The organism is Candidatus Krumholzibacteriia bacterium, from assembly GCA_029865265.1.
Classification (GTDB): Bacteria; Krumholzibacteriota; Krumholzibacteriia; order WVZY01; family JAKEHA01; genus JAKEHA01.
This window is the reverse complement of record JAOUHG010000014.1, coordinates 1-18,247: the sequence shown is the minus strand read 5'-3', so window position 1 is coordinate 18,247 and position 18,247 is coordinate 1. Positions and strand designations below refer to the sequence as shown.

At 67.1% G+C, this 18,247-nt stretch carries 19 protein-coding genes and 1 tRNA gene; 19 read left to right on the top strand and 1 reads right to left on the bottom strand.

Going from position 1 to position 18,247, the window contains the following annotated elements; translation table 11 throughout:
* The first annotated feature begins 20 nt into the window (after positions 1–20).
* The 19 genes from OEX18_08420 to OEX18_08330 all read left to right on the top strand — a co-directional run bounded on the left by OEX18_08420 (position 21) and on the right by OEX18_08330 (position 17,343).
* A complete protein-coding gene (locus OEX18_08420; protein ID MDH4337287.1) occupies positions 21–1,085 on the top strand; it encodes a glucose-1-phosphate thymidylyltransferase in 1,065 nt (354 codons plus the stop codon).
* Complete coding sequence (locus tag OEX18_08415; protein MDH4337286.1) at positions 1,085–1,675, top strand: SIS domain-containing protein; 591 nt, start codon at positions 1,085–1,087, stop codon at positions 1,673–1,675. The genes OEX18_08420 and OEX18_08415 overlap by 1 nt, the downstream gene beginning before the upstream one ends.
* Before the next feature lie 73 nt (positions 1,676–1,748).
* Positions 1,749–2,915, top strand: a complete 1,167-nt coding sequence (locus tag OEX18_08410) for a glycosyltransferase family 4 protein (GenBank protein MDH4337285.1) — start codon at positions 1,749–1,751, stop codon at positions 2,913–2,915.
* Complete coding sequence (locus OEX18_08405; GenBank protein MDH4337284.1) at positions 2,912–3,871, top strand: NAD-dependent epimerase/dehydratase family protein; 960 nt, start codon at positions 2,912–2,914, stop codon at positions 3,869–3,871. Before OEX18_08410 ends, OEX18_08405 begins: the two co-directional genes overlap by 4 nt.
* Positions 3,872–3,929: 58 nt before the next feature.
* Positions 3,930–6,656, top strand: a complete 2,727-nt coding sequence (locus OEX18_08400) for a hypothetical protein (protein ID MDH4337283.1) — start codon at positions 3,930–3,932, stop codon at positions 6,654–6,656.
* On the top strand, positions 6,656–7,549 hold the full coding sequence (locus OEX18_08395) for a decaprenyl-phosphate phosphoribosyltransferase (GenBank protein ID MDH4337282.1): 894 nt from the start codon (positions 6,656–6,658) through the stop codon (positions 7,547–7,549). The genes OEX18_08400 and OEX18_08395 overlap by 1 nt, the downstream gene beginning before the upstream one ends.
* 15 nt (positions 7,550–7,564) lie before the next feature.
* Complete coding sequence (gene ispE / locus OEX18_08390; GenBank protein ID MDH4337281.1) at positions 7,565–8,494, top strand: 4-(cytidine 5'-diphospho)-2-C-methyl-D-erythritol kinase; 930 nt, start codon at positions 7,565–7,567, stop codon at positions 8,492–8,494.
* Positions 8,495–8,542: 48 nt separating this feature from the next.
* The gene (gene spoVG, locus OEX18_08385) at positions 8,543–8,833 is read left to right on the top strand and encodes a septation regulator SpoVG (GenBank protein ID MDH4337280.1); all 291 of its coding nucleotides are present in this window, start codon (positions 8,543–8,545) and stop codon (positions 8,831–8,833) included.
* Between the two features lie 43 nt (positions 8,834–8,876).
* Positions 8,877–8,951, top strand: a tRNA-Gln gene (locus OEX18_08380).
* Between the two features lie 53 nt (positions 8,952–9,004).
* A complete protein-coding gene (locus OEX18_08375; GenBank protein MDH4337279.1) occupies positions 9,005–9,937 on the top strand; it encodes a ribose-phosphate pyrophosphokinase in 933 nt (310 codons plus the stop codon).
* Positions 9,938–9,953: 16 nt separating this feature from the next.
* A complete protein-coding gene (locus tag OEX18_08370; protein MDH4337278.1) occupies positions 9,954–10,646 on the top strand; it encodes a 50S ribosomal protein L25 in 693 nt (230 codons plus the stop codon).
* 114 nt (positions 10,647–10,760) lie between these two features.
* Positions 10,761–11,354, top strand: coding sequence for an aminoacyl-tRNA hydrolase (gene pth / locus OEX18_08365; protein MDH4337277.1), 594 nt, complete (start codon positions 10,761–10,763; stop codon positions 11,352–11,354).
* A gap of 308 nt (positions 11,355–11,662) precedes the next feature.
* Positions 11,663–12,040, top strand: coding sequence for a 30S ribosomal protein S6 (rpsF, locus tag OEX18_08360; GenBank protein MDH4337276.1), 378 nt, complete (start codon positions 11,663–11,665; stop codon positions 12,038–12,040).
* Positions 12,021–12,293 carry a 30S ribosomal protein S18 gene (gene rpsR, locus OEX18_08355; protein MDH4337275.1) on the top strand — a complete coding sequence of 91 codons (273 nt, stop codon included), beginning with the start codon at positions 12,021–12,023 and terminating at the stop codon, positions 12,291–12,293. Before rpsF ends, rpsR begins: the two co-directional genes overlap by 20 nt.
* Positions 12,294–12,311: 18 nt before the next feature.
* Positions 12,312–12,755, top strand: coding sequence for a 50S ribosomal protein L9 (gene rplI, locus OEX18_08350; protein ID MDH4337274.1), 444 nt, complete (start codon positions 12,312–12,314; stop codon positions 12,753–12,755).
* 22 nt (positions 12,756–12,777) lie between these two features.
* Positions 12,778–13,845, top strand: a complete 1,068-nt coding sequence (locus OEX18_08345; protein MDH4337273.1) for a sugar phosphate nucleotidyltransferase — start codon at positions 12,778–12,780, stop codon at positions 13,843–13,845.
* A gap of 21 nt (positions 13,846–13,866) precedes the next feature.
* On the top strand, positions 13,867–15,081 hold the full coding sequence (locus tag OEX18_08340; protein MDH4337272.1) for a peptidylprolyl isomerase: 1,215 nt from the start codon (positions 13,867–13,869) through the stop codon (positions 15,079–15,081).
* Positions 15,082–15,094: 13 nt separating this feature from the next.
* The gene (locus tag OEX18_08335; protein ID MDH4337271.1) at positions 15,095–15,610 is read left to right on the top strand and encodes a bifunctional nuclease family protein; all 516 of its coding nucleotides are present in this window, start codon (positions 15,095–15,097) and stop codon (positions 15,608–15,610) included.
* Complete coding sequence (locus OEX18_08330; protein ID MDH4337270.1) at positions 15,610–17,343, top strand: ABC transporter substrate-binding protein; 1,734 nt, start codon at positions 15,610–15,612, stop codon at positions 17,341–17,343. Before OEX18_08335 ends, OEX18_08330 begins: the two co-directional genes overlap by 1 nt.
* Before the next feature lie 4 nt (positions 17,344–17,347).
* Here the strand turns inward: OEX18_08330 and OEX18_08325 are convergent, their stop codons facing one another.
* Positions 17,348–18,016, bottom strand: a complete 669-nt coding sequence (locus OEX18_08325) for a TonB family protein (GenBank protein MDH4337269.1) — start codon at positions 18,014–18,016, stop codon at positions 17,348–17,350.
* Positions 18,017–18,247 lie beyond the last annotated feature (231 nt).

Below are 18,247 nucleotides of genomic sequence, written 5' to 3'. Positions count from 1 at the left end.
AGAAAGGTCGGGGATCGGTCATCAAAGCTCTCATCCTGGCGGGCGGCAAGGGAACGCGATTGCGCCCCATCACGCACACCAGTGCCAAGCAACTGGTGCCAGTGGCCAACAAGCCCATCCTCTTCTATGCCATCGAGGCCATCCGCGAGGCGGGCATCCAGGACATTGCCATCATCGTGGGTGACACCGCGGACGAAGTCATGCAGGCGGTCGGCGACGGCGGCCGCTTCGACGCGCGGGTCCATTACATCCGCCAGGAGGCGCCGCTGGGGCTCGCGCACGCGGTGAAGATTTCGCGCGACTACATGCAGGACGACCCCTTTGTCATGTACCTCGGCGACAACCTCCTCTCCGGCGGCATCCGTGGTTTCGTGGACGAGTTCACGCGCGGCAAGTACGACGCGCAGATCCTGCTCACGCGGGTCAAGAATCCCAGCGACTTCGGCGTGGCCGAACTCAAGGGCGACCGCGTGGTGGGTCTGGAGGAGAAGCCGAAGAAGCCCAAGAGCGACTACGCGCTGGTGGGTGTGTACATGTTTACGCCCACCATCTTCGAGGCGACCGAGAAGATCAAGCCAAGCGGGCGGGGCGAACTCGAGATCACCGACGCCATCCAGTACCTGATCGAGAACGGTTACCACGTGCAGTCCCACGTGGTGGAGGGGTGGTGGAAGGACACCGGCAAGCTCGAGGACATGCTCGACGCCAATCGCATGGTGCTGACCGGCATGGCCACGCGCGTGGAGACACGGCAGCTGGAGGATTCCGAGTTTCACGGCCACGTGCACCTGGACGACGACGTGGAGGTCAAGGGGAGCATCCTGCGCGGGCCGTGCATCGTCGGCCGCGGATCGCGCATCGTGAACGCCTACATCGGGCCCTTCACCAGCGTTGGTCCCGGATCGCACATCGAGAACAGCGAAGTCGAGAACAGCATCATCCTGGAGAACTGTTCGATCCTCGACATCGGCAGCCGCCTCAGCGACAGCCTGATCGGCCGCAACGTGGTGGTGCGGCGGGGCAGCAAGCCGCCCCGCGCCTACCGGCTCATGGTGGGCGACAACAGCGAGATCACGGTGCTGTGATGATGCTTCCCGGAGCGGACGACATTCGCGCGCGTTTCCGCCAGCGGGCCGAGCTCGCGGCGCGCGCGGAGGTGCTGGCCCCGGCGGTGGCGGCGGCCGCAGCGGAACTGGTTGGCTGCATCGAAAAGGGCGGCACCGTGTTCGCGTGCGGCAACGGCGGCAGCGCCACCCAGTCGACGCACCTGGTGGGCGAGCTGGTGGGTCGCTTCCGGCGCGAGCGCAACCCCTACCGCGCCTACTCGCTCAACGAAAACACCGCGACCCTCACCGCGGTCCCCAACGACTACGAGTTCGCCGAGGTGTTCGCGCGCCAGGTGCGCGGGCTGGGGCGCGCGGGGGACTGCCTGGTGGCCATTTCCACCAGCGGCAACTCCCAGAATGTGGTGCGGGCCTGCCGCGCCGCGCGCGAAGCCGGCGTGCGCGTGATATCGCTCACCGGCGATGGTGGCGGCCAGGTGGGCGCTCACAGCGACGTGCTCATCGCCGTGCCCGACGCCGAGACGCCGTGCGTGCAGGAAGTCCACCTCATCGTGATCCATCTCCTGTGCGGCATGGTGGAAGACGCGCTCGCCGGCCGTCCTCGCGACTGATCCCACGGAGGCGCGGTGCGCGTCCTTGCTCCTACCCGTCATGCAGAAACCGATTCCGGCCGGTGCGCGGACGATGTCTGAACGCCTGCAGGTGGACCGTCGCCCCGCGCGGGTGATCATCGTGGTCAACGAGGACTGGATGTTCTGGTCGCACCGCCTGGCGCTGGCGCGCGCGGCGACCGCCGCGGGGGCGCGGGTCACGGTGGCAACGCGCGTGGATCGCCACGGCGAGCGCATCGAACGCGAGGGATTCCGCCTGGCGCCGCTGGCGTGGCGCCGGGGTTCGCGGGACGTGATCGCGGAAGCCGCGGCGGTGGCGGATCTCGCGGCACTCTACCGGCGTGAACGACCCGATCTGGTGCACCACGTGGGCGTGAAGGCGGCGTTGTACGGTGGAATGGCGGCGCTGGCTGCGGGCGGGCCGGCGCAGATCCATACCATCGCCGGGTTCGGCTTTGTTTCCGTTTCGCAACGGCGCCGTGCGCGCGCGTTGCGTGCCACCATGGGGGCGGCGTTCCGGCGCGTGCTCGCCCGGCCCCGTTCGCATCTGGTGGTGCAGAACGCGGACGATCTCGCCGACGTGCGCAACGGAGCGCTCTTCCCGATGGCGCGCGTGCACCTGGTGGCCGGCTCGGGCGTGGATACGGAGGCCTTCGCCCCGTCGCCGGAACCGGACGGACCGGTGACGGCGGTGCTCGCGAGCCGGCTGATCCGCCCCAAGGGGATCGTGCAGCTGGTGGACGCGGCCCGCATCCTGCGCCACGAGCAATGCGCGCTGCGGGTGGTCCTGGTGGGCGATCCCGACCCGGAGAATCCCGACACGGTGACGGAAGCGGAGCTGCGCGCCTGGCATGGCGAGGGCTTGATCGAGTGGCGGCGGCGTTGTGACGACATGCCGGCGGTGTGGGCCGCGTGCCACGTGGCCGTGCTGCCCAGCTACCGGGAGGGCATGCCGCGCACCCTGCTCGAGGCGGCGTCGTGCGCGCGCCCGCTGGTTGCCAGCGATGTTCCCGGGTGCCGCGACCTGGTGCGCGACGGTGACAACGGATTCCTGGTTCCGCTGCACGACGCGCCGGCGCTGGCCGCTGCACTCGCACGCCTGGCCGGGGATGCGGCGCTGCGCGTGCGCATGGGTGCGCGCGCCCGCGCGCTGGTGGAGCAGCACTACTCCGACCGGCATATCGTGGCGCAGATGCTCGCGCTCTACCGGGGTGCGATCGGGATTGGTGAGGCTCGATGAAGTGCGTTCTGGTTACCGGTGCCACCGGCTTCATCGGCCGCGCCGTGTGTACGGCGCTCGACGGGAACGCGCACGTGCGCGCGACGTCGCGCACCGTGTCCGCGGACGGGCCCTGGGACGAGGCGGTCCGCGCCGACCTCGCGCGGCCGCTGGACGGAGCGCTGGTCGACGGCGTCGACGCGATCCTGCACTGCGCCGGTGTTGCGCACGCGCACGGCGTGGCGCTGGACGACGACGCATACTTCCTGGCCGGTAACGTTGCCGGCGCGCGGCGGGTGTGCGAAGCCGCCGCGGCAGCCGGAGTGGCGCGCGTGGTGCTCGCGAGCAGCGTGTCGGTGCTGGGCGATGGGGGACCCCATGCCGTCGAGGAGGACGCCGTGCCGGCGCCGTCGACTGCCTACGCGCGCAGCAAGCTCGCGTCCGAACAGTTCCTCCTGAGTGTGGTGGCCGAGCCTGTCGTCCTGCGCTTCCCGCTCGTGTACGGACCGGGGCTTCCTGGAAATCTGGCGCGCATGATCGATGCGGTGGCGCGACGCCGGTTTCCGCCCGTGCCCGAGGTGCACAACCGGCGTTCGATGATCCATGTGCAGGACGCGGCCCGCGCGATGGTGCTCGCGGCCAGCGAGAGCCGGGCCGCGGGCGGCACATTCACCGTGACCGACGGCCGTACCTACTCGACGCACGAGATCTACCGCTGGATCCTGCGTGCGATGGGACGGGAGGCGCCACGGGTGACACCGCCGTTGTTCCTGTTTGGCGCGCTGGCCGGGGTGGGTGACGTCGCCGGGCGCCTGCTGCACCGGCGCGCACCCTTCGATGGCGACGCCTACCGAAAACTGTTCGGTTCCGCTGAGTTCCGCTCCGCCCGCTTTCCCACGCTGGGCTTTGCACCGGAATGGGACCTGGAGCGGGCCATGCCGGCGGTGGTTGCCGCCCGGGAAAGTGGCGCCGGATAGCACTTGAGCCTCCGCGCATCCGGGGCCTATTCTGTAGGCCGCATCAAACGCCGATCCCATGGTCACATTACTGGCATTCCTTTCCGCGCTGGCGCTTTCCTACGCCGGCACCCGGCTCCTGCTCCGGCGGCCGCCGGCGCGCGCGTTCGTCGACGTCCCGTCCGAGCGCAGTTCGCACGATCACCCCAAGCCGCGCTTTGGCGGTATCGCCATCGTGACCGCGTTCTTCCTGACCTACGCGTGGCTGTGCGTGGCGCGCCCGGAGCTGCGCGCCTTCCTTCCCATGGCGGGTGGCTGCGCGATCCTGTTTGGGGTGGGTCTGTGGGACGACTGGCGTGGCGTGGGGGTCGGGTTGCGTTTCGTGGCCCAGGGGCTGGCGGCGGCCATCGCGATCTGGGCAGGCGTGGTCATCGATACGGTCACCCTGCCGGTGGTGGGAACGCTGGAACTCGGCTGGCTCTCCATCCCCCTCACCGCGCTGGTGTTCCTCACCAGTGTCAATTTCTACAACTTCATCGACGGCATCGACGGACTCGCCGCCGGCAGCGCCCTCATTTCGTCCGCGTTCCTTGCCATCGTGGCCAGCATGGTGGGACAGCCGATGTTCGCGGTGCTGCTGTTCGCGGTCGCGGGTGCAGCGCTCGGTTTTCTTCAGTACAACTTTCCCCCGTCACGGCTCTTCATGGGCGACGGAGGAAGCACGTTCTTTGGATACGTCTTTGCCTACCTGGCAGTGGCGGGAAACCGCGCCGTGCCGGAGATTCCCATTTTTGTTCCTCTGCTGCTGCTCTCCTCGCTCTACCTGGACGCGGGGTTGACGGTGGTGAACCGGCTCCTGCGGCGCGAGAAGCTGTTCCAGCCCCACCGTACGCACTACTACCAGCGCTTGCTGCAGATCGGTCTCAACCACAAACAGGTGACGCTGCTGGAGTACCTGGTGACCATCCTGCTGGGCGCCAGTGCGCTCCTGTACGTGCGTGCCGGCGAGTGGTTTGCGCCCTTCCTGGGTGTGGCGTGGATGGCGGCCTTCACCCTGGCCATCCTGAAGATCCGCGGGATGGAACGCGGCGATCGGCTGGTCTGGGAACGCCGCACGTTGTTGGTGGTGACCACGGACCTGGCGGCCATCGCGGTGGCCTACCTGGGGGCGTACTTCCTGCGCATGGGGTTCCAGTTCACCGAGGCGGAGGGAAGGGCGGTGCTGCGCGCGTTGCCCATCGTGATCATCGTGCGCAGCGCGTGCTTCTTCAAGTTCGGCCTGTACCGCAGCATGTGGCGCTACACCACCACCGGCGACGTGGTCCGCGTGATCAAGGCGGTCAGCGTCGGGTCGGCCATCATCCTCGCCGCCGTGGTGCTGCTCTACCGTTTCGTTGCCTTCCCGCGAGCGCTGTTTCTGATCGAGTACTTCCTTTTGATCTCGCTCATCCTCGGGGTTCGTTTTTCGACGCGGTTGTTCCACGAAATCGGGCGCGAGAACCAGGGCGGAGACGCGCGGCGCTTTGCGGTGATCGGATCCGGTGACGCCGCCGAGCGGGCGGCGCGGGAGTTGAACGCGCGTGGACCGCAGCATTCCGTTGTCTGTTTCGTGGACGACGATCCCGCCACCATCGGCCTCTTGATCCACGGCGTGCCCGTGCAGGGTCCCGGCGACGAACTCGCGAGCGTGTGCCGGCGCTTCCGGGTGGACGCGCTGGTGTACGCGCACGCGGACAGCGCTGAGGCCGCCGCCTCGCAGTGGGTGGCGCGCGCGCGCAGCGCCGGGGTTTCCATCGAACCCGCGCCCGGCGCGGTGGGGGATGCGGTTCCTGCAGCGATCGCGCTCGATCGCGTTGCGACCGTGCTGGGCAGGCGCGGAGCGATGAGCCCGCGGGCGGTGGCGGGGCTGAAGGGAAGAACCGTCCTGGTGACCCACGCCGGCGCCGGCATGGGCGGCGCGCTGGTGAGCGCGCTGCGGGAGGCGGGCGCCGAGGTCGTCGTACACGTGGACGATCCCACCATGACCGGCGGTGCCGTACCGGATGGCGTGGCGGTGTGTGCGGGACCCCTGGTGGATGACGCCTGCGGGATCGTCGCGTCGGTCAGGCCGGATCTGGTGCTGCACGCGGTGAACGTGGTGTCCGCGCCGGTCATCAACGACGACGATTTTGCGTGGCACCATCTGGTGCGCGAGACGGATGCGCTGTCGCAGGCGGTGTGGGATGCGCGGCCCGGCAGCCGCCTGGTGGTCGTGAGCCGCTGGGAAGGAGCGCGCCCCGGTGACCGGGAGACCGCCATTGCGGCGGTAATGGAGGCAACCCTCCTGAGCCGCACCGGCACCAACTCCGCCGCCGTACTGCGCCTCCCGCGCGTACTCACCGCCGGCGTTCTGTCCCGCTCGTCCGCGGAGGTGACGTTCGACCTGGCCGAGCCGGAAGCCGCGCGCTGCGTGGTGGAGATTGCGTCAGGAGCGTTTCGCGGCATCTATGTGACGACGCCGGGGCGCGAGTACGTTCTCGCGGGTGCGCACGGCGCCGTTGCGGCCGGTTCACCCGGCCCCGTCGCCGGTCCTCCCGGGCGTGTCCCCGTGTTCCCGGGTGAACACATCGATGAGTGCGGCGTCGACGGCGTGCGGCGGGTGTTGAGCCCGCTGTTTCCCGCGGCGGAACCGTTCCGCCGGCTGGCGGCTGCGGGCCCGACCCGGACCAGCCACGCGGAGCGGGATGAGTGGCTGCATGCGATTGCCGCGCAGCTCTACCATGTCACGCCGCGCCGCGAAGCCGTCCTGGAGCGGCCGGAGGTGTGATGGCGAAACAGCTCCTGCATATCATCGGCTCGATGCGCCCGCGGCAGTGGACCAAGAACCTGGTCGTGTTCGCGGCGTTGATCTTCTCGCGCAATTTCGACAACCCCGCGATGGTGCTGAGGAGCGTGGAGGCCTTCTTCATCCTGTGCCTGCTCTCCGGCGTGATCTACATCGTCAACGACCTCGCGGACCTGCCCAGGGACCGGCAGCACCCCATGAAACGAAACCGCCCGCTCGCGTCGGGCGCGCTGCGGCCGCAGGCGGCGGTGGCGGCCGCGGTGATCGGCATGCTGGCGGGCATCTATCTGTCGTGGCGGATCGGCACCAACTTCCTGGTGGTCGCCTGTGCCTTCTTCGTTCTGAATTTTCTCTACTCGTTCTTCCTCAAGCGGATCGTTCTGCTGGACGCGATGAGCATATCGCTCTCGTTCGTGCTGCGCGCCATCGCCGGCGTGGAGGCGCTGCACGGCTTCGGCGAAAACATCGAGATCTCGCCGTGGCTGCTCATCTGTACGCTCTTCCTCTCGTTGTTCCTCGCCTTCTGCAAGCGGCGCCACGAGTTGCTCTTCGTCGAGAACCCCGGCAACCACCGCGAGACGCTGCAGGAGTACTCGCCGGCCCTGCTCGACCAGCTGGTGGGCATCTCCGCGGGCGGGTCGGTGCTGTCGTACGCGCTGTACACCATCTGGCCGGAGACGGTGGAGAAGTTCGGGACCAGCAATCTCGTGTACACGGTTCCGCTGGTCCTGATCGGCGTCATGCGCTACCTGTACCTGGTCTACACCAAGGAAAAGGGCGGCAGCCCCTCCGACCTCCTGCTGCACGAACGCTTCATCCTGATCGACGTGGTCCTGTGGATTCTCCTCGTCGTGCTCATTCTGGGCGGCGCGTGAGGAGATGGGTTCCCGGTGACGCCGCGTACCTTCCGTTCCCATGACCGCGCCGCCGAACGCGCGGGCAGCGCGCCCGCGCAGGAGGTCACCGCGCGCGCCAAGGTGAACCTCGGCCTGGAGATCATCCGCCGGCGCGAAGACGGTTACCACGAGATCGAGACCGTGCTGCAGAGCGTCGACCTGGCCGATCACCTGCGGGTGGAGCTCACCGCCGATGCCCGCGTGGACATCGCGTGCGACGAGCCCGGCATCCCCACCGACGCCGCCAACCTGTGCCACCGGGCCATCGTGGCCATGCGCCCGCTGGCGGGGCCGTCGCTGGGCGCGCGTATCCGCATCGACAAGCACATACCGCCGGGGGCGGGCCTGGGGGGTGGCAGCGCGGACGCCGCCGGCGTCCTGCTGGCGGTGGTGCGGGGCCTGGGGCTCACCGTGACCCCGGAAGAGATGCAGACGGTGGCCGCTTCCATCGGCAGCGATGTGCCGTTCATGCTGCGGGGCGGGACCATGCTGGGGCGCGGAAGGGGGGAGATTTTGACCCCGCTGGAGCCTCTCAAACGGGGGATTTTTGTGATCGTTAAGCCAAAGGTAAGCATATCCACGGCTTGGGTTTACTCCCAATTCAATTTTCGATTGACAACCCACAGGCACCGTCTTAACCTGAGGTCGGCCAATTCCGCGCTGGCGAGATTTCCGAGGAGCCGGCTGCCGTTCAGGAATGCGTTGGAGGACGTGGTGCTTCCCAGCCATCCCGAAGTCGCGGGGCTCCTCGAGCAGTTGCAGTCGGAACGGCCTTTCTTTGCGTCAATGACTGGAAGCGGGTCAGCCGTGTATGCGATCTTCGATCGCGAAACGCGCGCCGCAGAAGTCGCTGAGCGATTTTCGGTGAGGGGTTTGTTCACCTCGGTCGCGAAACCGGCGAAGCAGGCGGTGGACATTCGGTGAGACCGCACCTGCGGCAGTGAGTGTCGGCTTGCAGAGGAAGGGGACCCGATGAAGATCACCGAAGTGCGTGTTTCCCTGCGCGACGACGCAAAGCTGAAGGCGTTTGCCAGTATTACGCTCGACGACGCCTTCGTCATCCGCGGTCTCAAAATCATCGAGGGGAAGACCGGGACATTCGTAGCGATGCCGAGCCGCCGCCGCAAGGACGGTGAGTATCAGGATATCGCGCACCCGATCAACAACGATGCTCGCGAGGAGATGGAGCGAATCATTCTCGACGAGTACCAGCGGGAAAAGGAACGGGCGAACGTAGAGACCCCGCACGTGCCGGAACGCTAGGGCACGCGCAACTCCCTCGAGCGAATCCTTCTCCACTTTTTTCTGGGGCGTCGACAAGCGGCAAGTCACTGGGTTTTGGTCCCAGCATTCGGAGGTTCGAATCCTCCCGCCCCAACCACGGGCAGGCGCCGGACTTCGAACTGATGGCCTGCATATCTCTGGAGCTCGCACATGGACGGTCTGAAGCTCATATCCGGCAACGCCAACCGGCCGCTGGCGGAAAAAGTCGCTGAGCAGATGGGCGTGCCGCTTTCGGACGTCACCGTCGACCGTTTTGCGGATGGCGAGATCCAGGTCAAGATCAACGAAAACGTCCGCGGTGTGGATGTCTTCATCATACAGTCCACACAACCGCCGGCGGAGAACCTCATGGAGCTGCTCATCCTGCTCAATGCGTGTTTTCTGGCCTCGGCGGAGCGGATCACGGTGGTTACGCCGTACTACGGTTACGCGCGCCAGGACCGCAAGGACCAGCCGCGCGTCCCCATTACCGCCAAGCTGTGTGCGCAGCTGATCGAAGTGGCGGGGGCGAACCGGGTCCTGACCCTGGACCTGCACAGTACGCAGATCCAGGGGTTCTTCGACATCCAGGCCGACAACCTGTTTGCGGCGCCGGTCATCCTCGATCACATTCGCGAGGGTGACACCAGCAACCTGATGATCGTGTCCCCGGACGTGGGCAGCACCAAGATCGGACGGGCGTTCGCCAAGCGTCTCAATGTGGACCTGGCCATCGTCGACAAGCGGCGCTCGGAGAAGGATAACGTCGAGGTGATGAACATCATCGGCGACGTGCGTGGCCGCGACGTGGTGATCCTGGACGACATGATCACTACCGGCGGCACGCTGGTGAAGGCGGCCCGCGCAGTGTCGGACAAGGGCGCCAGGTCGGTTGTGGCTTGTGCCACACACGCGGTATTCGCCGGCGATGCATGCCGGCTCATACAGGATTCGCCGATTCGCGAAGTCGTGGTGACGAACTCACTGCCCTTCACGCGGTTCGACGAATGTCCCAAGGTCGAGGTTCTGGATATTTCCCGGCTCATTGCCGAGGCAATCAAGCGAATTCATTACAACGAGTCGGTCAGCACGCTCTTCGTGTAGCGGAAGGTGATAGGTCATGGAACGGTATGCTCTTCAATCGGAAGTTCGTGATGGTGCCGGAAAGGGTGTCGCGCGCAAGCTGCGCATGACGGGCCGCCTGCCGGCGGTGCTCTACGGCCGCAAGGAGACCCCGGTGGGCCTTTCCCTCGCCGAGGTGGACGTGCGCAACATCCTGCGCAAACACCAGGACAGCGCCATCGTGGATCTGTCCATCGGCGACGGTTCCGCGCTCAACGCGATCATCCGCGACGTCCAGCGCCATCCGGCCACCGGACGCCTCCTGCACGTCGACCTGCAGCGCATCAGTCTCACCGAGAAGATCCGCGTCGAGGTGCAGGTACACCTCGTCGGCACCGCGGCGGGCGTGAAGGATCAGGGCGGCATTCTGGAGCACGGGACGCGCAGCGTGAACATTCTCTGCCTGCCCGCCGAGATCCCGCACGAGATCCCGGTGGACGTTTCGGCACTGCGCATCCACGACGCCATCCACATCCGCGACATCGCGGAGGCATACCCCAACGTCGAGTTCATGGACGACCCCGACGCCACCCTGGCCAACGTGCTCCCGCCGATCGTCGAGGCGGTGGCGACCCCGGCCGAAGAGGCAGCGGTGGCCGAGCCGGAGCTGATCCGCAAGCCCGGTGCGGAGGGCGAGGCCGGCGAGGAGAAGGCCAAGGAGAAGGCCAAGGAGAAGGACAAGAAGGACTAGCGCGGGCGCGCAACGTCCGTCCGGGCCCCGCGGCGTTCGATCCGGGATCGATTCGCCCCGGGGCCCTTTTCTTGACCGGCAGCCCCGCGAGAGGGGGAAGGAGCCTGTTCGTCCATGGCGGTGGAATACCTCGTCGCCGGTCTCGGCAACCCCGGCGACCGCTACCGGAACACCCGGCACAACCTTGGCTTCCACGTGGTGGAGGCGCTGGGCCGCGCGCGCGGCGCGCGCTGGCGCGAGCAGGGCGGGAATCGCCGCGTGGCGCGCATGGCGCTCGCGGGCCGCGACCTGCTGCTGGTGGAGCCGCTCACCTTCATGAACCTGTCCGGGAATGCACTGCGGCCCATCGTGGACGCGGAGTCGCTGCCGCCGGCGCGGGTGCTGGTGGTGTGCGACGACATCGCACTGCCGCTGGGGCAACTGCGACTGCGGCCGGGGGGGAGCGACGGCGGCCACAACGGGCTGGTATCGGTAATCGAGCGCCTGGAGACCACGGGGTTTCCCCGCCTGCGCATGGGTGTGGGACCGGTTCCGCCCCGGGTGGACGCCGCCGAGTTCGTCCTGGCCGAGTTTCTGCCCGAGGAGCAGGAGGCCGTGGCGGAGATGATCGGGACGGCCGCGGAGTGCGTGGCCGCGTGGGTCACCACCGGCATCGACCGGGCCATGGGGCGCTACAACGCCCGCAAGGAGCCCCCTCCCGAGGAATGACCCGGAGAGGCCGTGCGCCGGGCAAGCGGACTGTCGCGGAAGCCGAGCGGCCACGGTGCCGAGCCCATTTCAATAGATGGGGCTCGGCGAGCGAGGCTGAGCGCAAGGGCGAGGCGCCCGGTGGGGCGCCGAGACCCGTGTCCGCGGGCCGGCGCACGGCCTCTCCGAACTCAGATCCTTGACGGGCCCGCGGCGGTCCGGTATAGTAACCCCTCTTAATTCAGTCAGTTTCACGCCGACGAGAACTTCTCTACCCTCCGGCCGGTTTCACCGCTGCGGGAGGGTCGTTGTCCACAGGGAGGTATTCGATGAGAAGTTATGAGTGTGCCGTGATCTTTGAACCATCCGTTTCCGAGGATGGGTTGAAGACCAGTACGGCGAAGTACGTCGAGGTCATCGCCAGCGGTGGCGGTGAAATCACCCAGGTGGAGACCTGGGGCAAGCGAAGGCTCGCGTACGAAATCATGAAACAGCCCGAGGGTCACTACTTCTTCTACCGGTTCCGCGGGGCCAGCACGCTCCTCGACGAACTGGGCCGTCAGCTGCGCATCGACGAGCACGTGCTCCGTCACATGATCGTGGTCGACGAGCTCGCCGCCGGTGATGAGCCCGGACTCGACCCCGCAACCGTGGAACCCGTATTTGGACAACCGCAGGAGGACCACCGTGGCGAGAGACAGGGTTGACAAGAAGAAGAAGGGCGAGAAGCGCGAGAAACGGCCGATCCGCAAGAAGAAGTGCAAGTTCTGCCTCGACCGGGTCACGTATCTCGACTACAAGGACGAGCGCCGGCTGCGGCGTTTCATGACCGATCGCGGCAAGATCACGCCGCGCCGGATCACCGGGACCTGCGCGAAGCACCAGCGCATGCTCGCAATGGCGGTTAAGCGCGCGCGGCTCATCGCGCTCGTTCCGTACGTTCGCGAGTACTACCGTTAGCGGAAAAGGGAGTCAGACATGGAAGTCATTCTTCTCGACGCCATCCACAAGCTGGGAAACCGGGGCGAGATGGTGAAGGTGAAGCCGGGCTACGCCCGCAACTACCTCTTCCCGCGCAAACTGGCGCTTCCCGCGAGCGAGGCCAACCGTCGCGTGTTCCAGGAGAACGAGCGCAAGCTCATCAAGCGCGACATGCAGGAGATGGCGTCGGCGCGTGCCCAGGCGGCAAAGCTGGCCGGGGCGGCGTGCACCATCACCGTGCAGGTGGGTGAGGAGGACAAGCTGTACGGTTCCGTCACCGTTCTGGACATCTTCCGCCACCTCGAGGAAAAGGGATACCAGCTCGAAAAGCGCCAGATCGTACTCGACGAGCCCATCAAGCAGCTCGGCGAGTACACGGTCGACGTGCGCCTGCACCGCGAGGTCAGCGTGCCGGTCAAAGTATCGGTGGTGAAGGAGTAATCATCTCGCAAGGGGGACCGCCGTGTTAGCCGTTGTCATGGCGGGTGGCGTGGGCGAGCGTTTCTGGCCCGCCAGCCGCCGCCAGCGGCCCAAGCAACTCCTCGACCTCACCGGGCAGGGGAGCATGATCCGGCTGACGCTCGCGCGGCTCGAAGGCCTCGCGACTCCGGGCGAGACGTTCGTTTTCACCAACCGCGAGCAGCGCGATGCCATCATGGACGAAGTGGCGGGACTGGTCCCGCCGGAGAACGTGGTGGGCGAACCGGACGTGCGCAACACAGCCCCCTGCATCGGGCTGGCGGCGGTGGTGGCGCGGGCGCGCGGCGGCGAGCGGACGATGCTGGTGCTGCCGGCCGACCACCTGGTGGCGCCGGTGGGACGGTTCCAGGAACTGGTTCGCGCGGGCGCGCGACACGTCGAGGCCCACGCGGATCTGCTGACCTTTGGCGTGACGCCCACGCGTCCGGAAACCGGTTATGGCTACATCCGGCTGGCGGAGCCGGCGGGTGACGGCGGCGCGCCCCTGTTTCGCGTGGCGGCCTTCCTGGAGAAGCCGGACGCGGCGCGGGCCCGGCGCCTGGTGGCGGAGGGCTGCCTGTGGAACAGCGGGATGTTCATGTGGCGGACCGACACCGTGCTGGAAGGTCTCGCACGGCACCTGCCGGAGCTGGGGGCGGTACTGGGGCGTATCGCGTCGGGCATGGGAACACGCCCGCTGGCGGAGGTGTTGAACGAGGAGTATGTGCGCGCCCCCGCGATTTCGATCGATTACGGCCTGATGGAGAAGGCGGAGAACGTCGTCGCCCTCAGGGCGGATTTCGACTGGAACGACGTGGGGAGCTGGGAGTTCATCCGCGACGCGTACCCCGCCGATGATCAAGGCAACGTCGCCGTCGGCGACCACGTTCTCATCGACGGAAGCAACAATACCATCGTGTCCCGCGAACAACTGGTTGCGATCGTCGGTGTGGACGACGTGGTGGTGGTGGAGGACGGCGGTGCCATCCTGGTGTGCCGGCGGGATCGCGTGCAGGAAGTCAAACGGGTCGTCGCGGAGTTGAAGAAGCGCGGCCGCAGCGATCTGACCTAAGTCCACGGAGGAATCGAGAACATGAGGGCAATCCGAATTCTGCTGCCACTGTCACTGCTCGCCGCCGGCCTCGTTGCCGGTGGCTGCTCCCGCTCCGATGAGAAGACCAGCCTCGACGTACCCGAGGATCAGCTCGCCGCCACCGTGGAAGACTGGCAGCTGTCCCGTGCGCAACTCGAGGAGTTCCTGCGCCGGCTGCCGGAGCCGCAACGTCGCCGCTTCGACACGCCGCAGGGCCGCGCCGAACTGGCGTTGCGCCTCATGCAGGAGGAGATGTCATACCTGGAGGCACAGCGGCTCAAGCTCGATGACGACGAGGCCGTTCGCAAGCAGATCGAGGACGCCACGCGCACCATCCTGGTCTCCGAGTACCTGCGCGAGTACGTGGATTCCAAGGCCCGCCCCACGGACGAGGAGATGCACGCGTACTACGAAACCCATTCCGACCAGTTCACGGTGCTGGCCACGATTCGTGCGCAGCACGTCTTCTCCAAGAACAAGGAGAAGCTGGAAGAGATCAAGGTGCGCGTGGAAGAAGGTGGCGAGAAGTTTACCACCATGGCCCACCTGTACTCCGAAGACACCATCACCAAGGCGGACGGTGGCGACCTGGGGTACTTCAACCCCGGCGGCTACATTCGCGGGGTTGGTTACTCGCAGACCTTCACCGATGCCCTGGAGCAGATGGAGCCCGGCAAGATCTACGGCCCCATCAAGTGGGAGCAGGGATACTCGCTGGTGCGGGTAAACGACCGTGAGGATGCCCGCCTGCGGCCCTACGACGAGGTCAAGGAGGAGATCGCAAGCCAGCTCTCGCGCGACAAGCTGGAGCAAACCCGCCAGACGCATTTTGCGGAGGTGCAGACGAGGTACCAGGCCCACAACTACATGCAGGAGTCCTACGACAGCACGCAGCGCGGCCCCGAGGAGCTTTTTCAGTTTGCACAAAACAGCGAAGACCCGCAGAATCGGATCAATGCGTTCCAGGAGATCGTGGACAAGTTTCCCGACGACCCGCATGCGCCGCACGCCATGTTCATGATCGGCTTCGTCTATGCGGAGGAAATGAAGGATTTCGTCATGGCCGACCGGACGTTCAACCGGCTGATCCAGGACTATCCCGACAGCGAAATGGCGGAGACGGCCCGCTGGATGCTGCAGAACCTGGACAAGCCGTTGCCCAAGTTCGAGGATCTCGACGATCTCAACCGGCAGATCGAGGACCAGAGCCACTGAACACGGAGGCGCCTTGGCACCGGGTGACAAACACTTCGTGCAGGTGACGGTGAACGGGATGGCCCGCGACCCGCGGGACAACCCCGTCGTGTTGCTCAAGAGCAGCGAGGGCGAGGAGGTGCTCCCCATCTGGATTGGTCACGCCGAGGGCATCGCCATCCAGTTGTCGATGAGCGGGGAGAAGTTCGAACGGCCGCTCACCCACGATCTGCTGAAGGTCGCCATCGAGAGCCTGGGGGCGCAGCTGTCCAAGGTGGCCATCACCGACCTGTCCAACAACACATTCTTTGCCAAGCTCTACCTCAACCGCGACGGCGAGTTGATTGTCATCGACGCGCGCCCGAGTGACTCGGTGGCGCTGGCGCTGCGCTTCAACGCACCCATCTTCGTGGCGCGCGAGGTGTTCTCGGCCCACAAGCGTGCCCTGGAGTCCGGCACCGGGGAGGTGGGCCAGGGCCCGGAACCGGCCACGGATCCGGACGACGAAATCCGGCGCTATCTCAAGGATCTCGACCCGGGCGAATTCTAATGCGCGCAACCGTTGTTATTCTTGCCGTCGCGCTGGTGGCGTTCATGGGTTGCACCCAGGCCGGCCGCAAGGGCGCCGCGTACGGACCCGACGAACAGGCCCGCGCCGGGGATCTTTTCCAGACCGTCACCGAACAGCAGCGCGCCGGCAACGTGGATGCCGCGGCGGCGGCCGCCGCCGAACTCATCAACGGCTACCCGCGTTTCGAGAAGCGCGACGAGGCGCTCTACCGCGCGGGGCAGATTGCCGACGCGCGCGGGCGTCATGCCGACGCGGTCACCTTCTACACGGCGCTCTCCACCGATTTCCCCCTCAGTTCGTTCCGCCCGCCGGCGTTGCGCGCCGCCGCCGCCGACTACGCCGTGTTGCGCGACGCGTTTCACGAGGCGGAGGCGCTGTTGGAGTTTCTGCGCACGCCCGCCGAGCCGGCCGAGCGGGAGGACGCCTCGCGCCGCCTGATGGAACTCGCGGACGGCCAGCTGGGGCAGTCCGACCTGGACGCGCTCGCGCGGCGCTACCCGGACTCCGCCCTCGCGCGGCAGGCGGCGTTCAAGCGTGCCCGCCTTGCTTACGCGGCGGGCGATTACGACCGCTGCTACCAACTGGTGGGCGATTATCTCGACTCGCTGCCCAGCGGAGAGGCGCACGCCGACGCGCGGCGCCTGATGGAAATGGCGGTGGAGCGCCGCCAGGCGCCGCCACCGGGACCGCTGTCGCGCGTGAACCCCGATCGTGTCGGACTGCTGCTCCCGCAGACCGGTTCGCTCGCGCTGTACGGCCGGCTCTTCGAGCAGGGCGCGAAGCTCGCCGTCGAGGACCACAACCAGGAGCACGCCCGGCACGTGTCGCTCGTGGCGGGCGACTCGCGCGGCGGTGCGGCGGGCGCTGTCAAGGCGGTGCGGCGACTGGTCGCGGAGGACGGCGTGATCGCGATCGTCGGTGACGTCTTCACCCTGGCCGCCATCTCCGGCGCCATCGAGGCCAACGCGTGGCGCGCGCCCGTCGTCTCCCCGGTGATCCCCTCCGACGAGATCGTCGAAATCGGTCCGTGGATATTTCAGACCCGCGTGCCCGCAACGGTGGAGGCCACCGCGGTGGCCGAGGCGGCGACCGGCGCGCTGGCGCTGGAGCGCTTCGCCATTCTCTCCCCGGCGCGCGGCGAACGGCGCGAGGTGGGCGACTTCTTCGCGCAGGAAGTGCAGCGCATGGGCAGGCAGGTGGTTGCCGCGGAGTATTTCGAAGACGGTTCCACCGATTTCCGCGCGCAACTGGAACGTATCCGCGAGGCCGTGCCCGACGCGCTGTTTGCGGTGGGGAGCGTGGAGGAGCTGCTGCAGATCCTGCCGCAGTCGCGCTTTTTCGATCTGCACGTGCAGATGCTCGGGATCAGCCAGTGGAACTCCGACAAGCTGCTGCGCCTGGGGCGCGACGAAATGGAGGGCGCTCTGTTCGCGGCGGATTCACACTACGGCTCGACGCCGGAGATCGAAGCCATGCTGAAGGCGAAGCTGGCCACCGCGGGCGCGGCGGAGGCGAGCCCGGTGTCGGTGGCCGGTTATTACGGCATGCGGGCGGTGCTCGCCGCGGTCGCCGACGGCGCGACCTCGCGCGAGGACGTGCGCGCCATGCTGGACGGGGCGCTGCGCGGCGATGCCGCCACCCGGATGGAACGCGCGCGCATCGTCCCCCTGGTGCGCGTGCGCAACGGCCGCGTCGAACCCTTCGCGCGCTGAGCGCTCACCCGTACACGCGAAACTTGATCTGGAACTTCACCCGCATGGCGGTGGGCTGTCCCTTCGCATCCGTGAGCGGCTGAAACTCGAACTGCCGCACCGCCTCCAGCGCCGATTCCTGAAACGAAGCCGGGCCCAACGCGGACAGCACGTACGCATCGCTCACCCGTCCGCCCTCGTCCACCACCAGTTCCACCGTGACCGTACCCTCGATGCCCTCGGCCAGTTCGCGCGGCGGATAGCGCGGGTCCACCTGGTGCAGGATGACGAACTGATCGGAGTACGGCGCCGCCTCGCGTTCCGGCTCCTTGATTGCCGGCACCCTGGAGAGGTCGTCGAACACCGGGGCGAGTTTCTTCACGTTCTCGCTCTGGATGCGCGGCGGGTTGGCTTCGAAGTCTCCGGGTACTTCGGCCAGGTCGAGCTTGATGGCGCCCTCCGTGGTCTGGCCGCTCTCGGTCGGGGTGGTGTTGGGTGAGGGCGTGTCGGGGATGATGGTGATCTTCGGCACCAGTTCCAGCTCGCCGCGCCAGCCGACGAACTTGAATATCTCTACCGGGGCCATACGGCGCGTGAAATACACCAGCGAGGCCAGCAGCAGGATGACCAGGGGAAGCACGGCCAGCAGCCGCCGCCGATAGGATGAGTCGTTGTCCCAGGAGCGCCCGGGCATGCTGTCTCCTCGCCTGGTGGGGTCAACTAAAGATAGGTGTCGCGAGGGGTTGCGGTCAATGTGGCTGCCCGGTTGCCTCCCGCCTCAGGGACCCGTCTCGACGGTGATACGGGCGGCGCCGGCGCCGGTTGCAACGGTCTGCTGGTGAAGCACCGGTCCGCGCCGGACCGCGATGTGATGTTCGCCGTCGGTTACGCCGCCGAACGCCGCCATGCCATCGCCGCCGGTGAC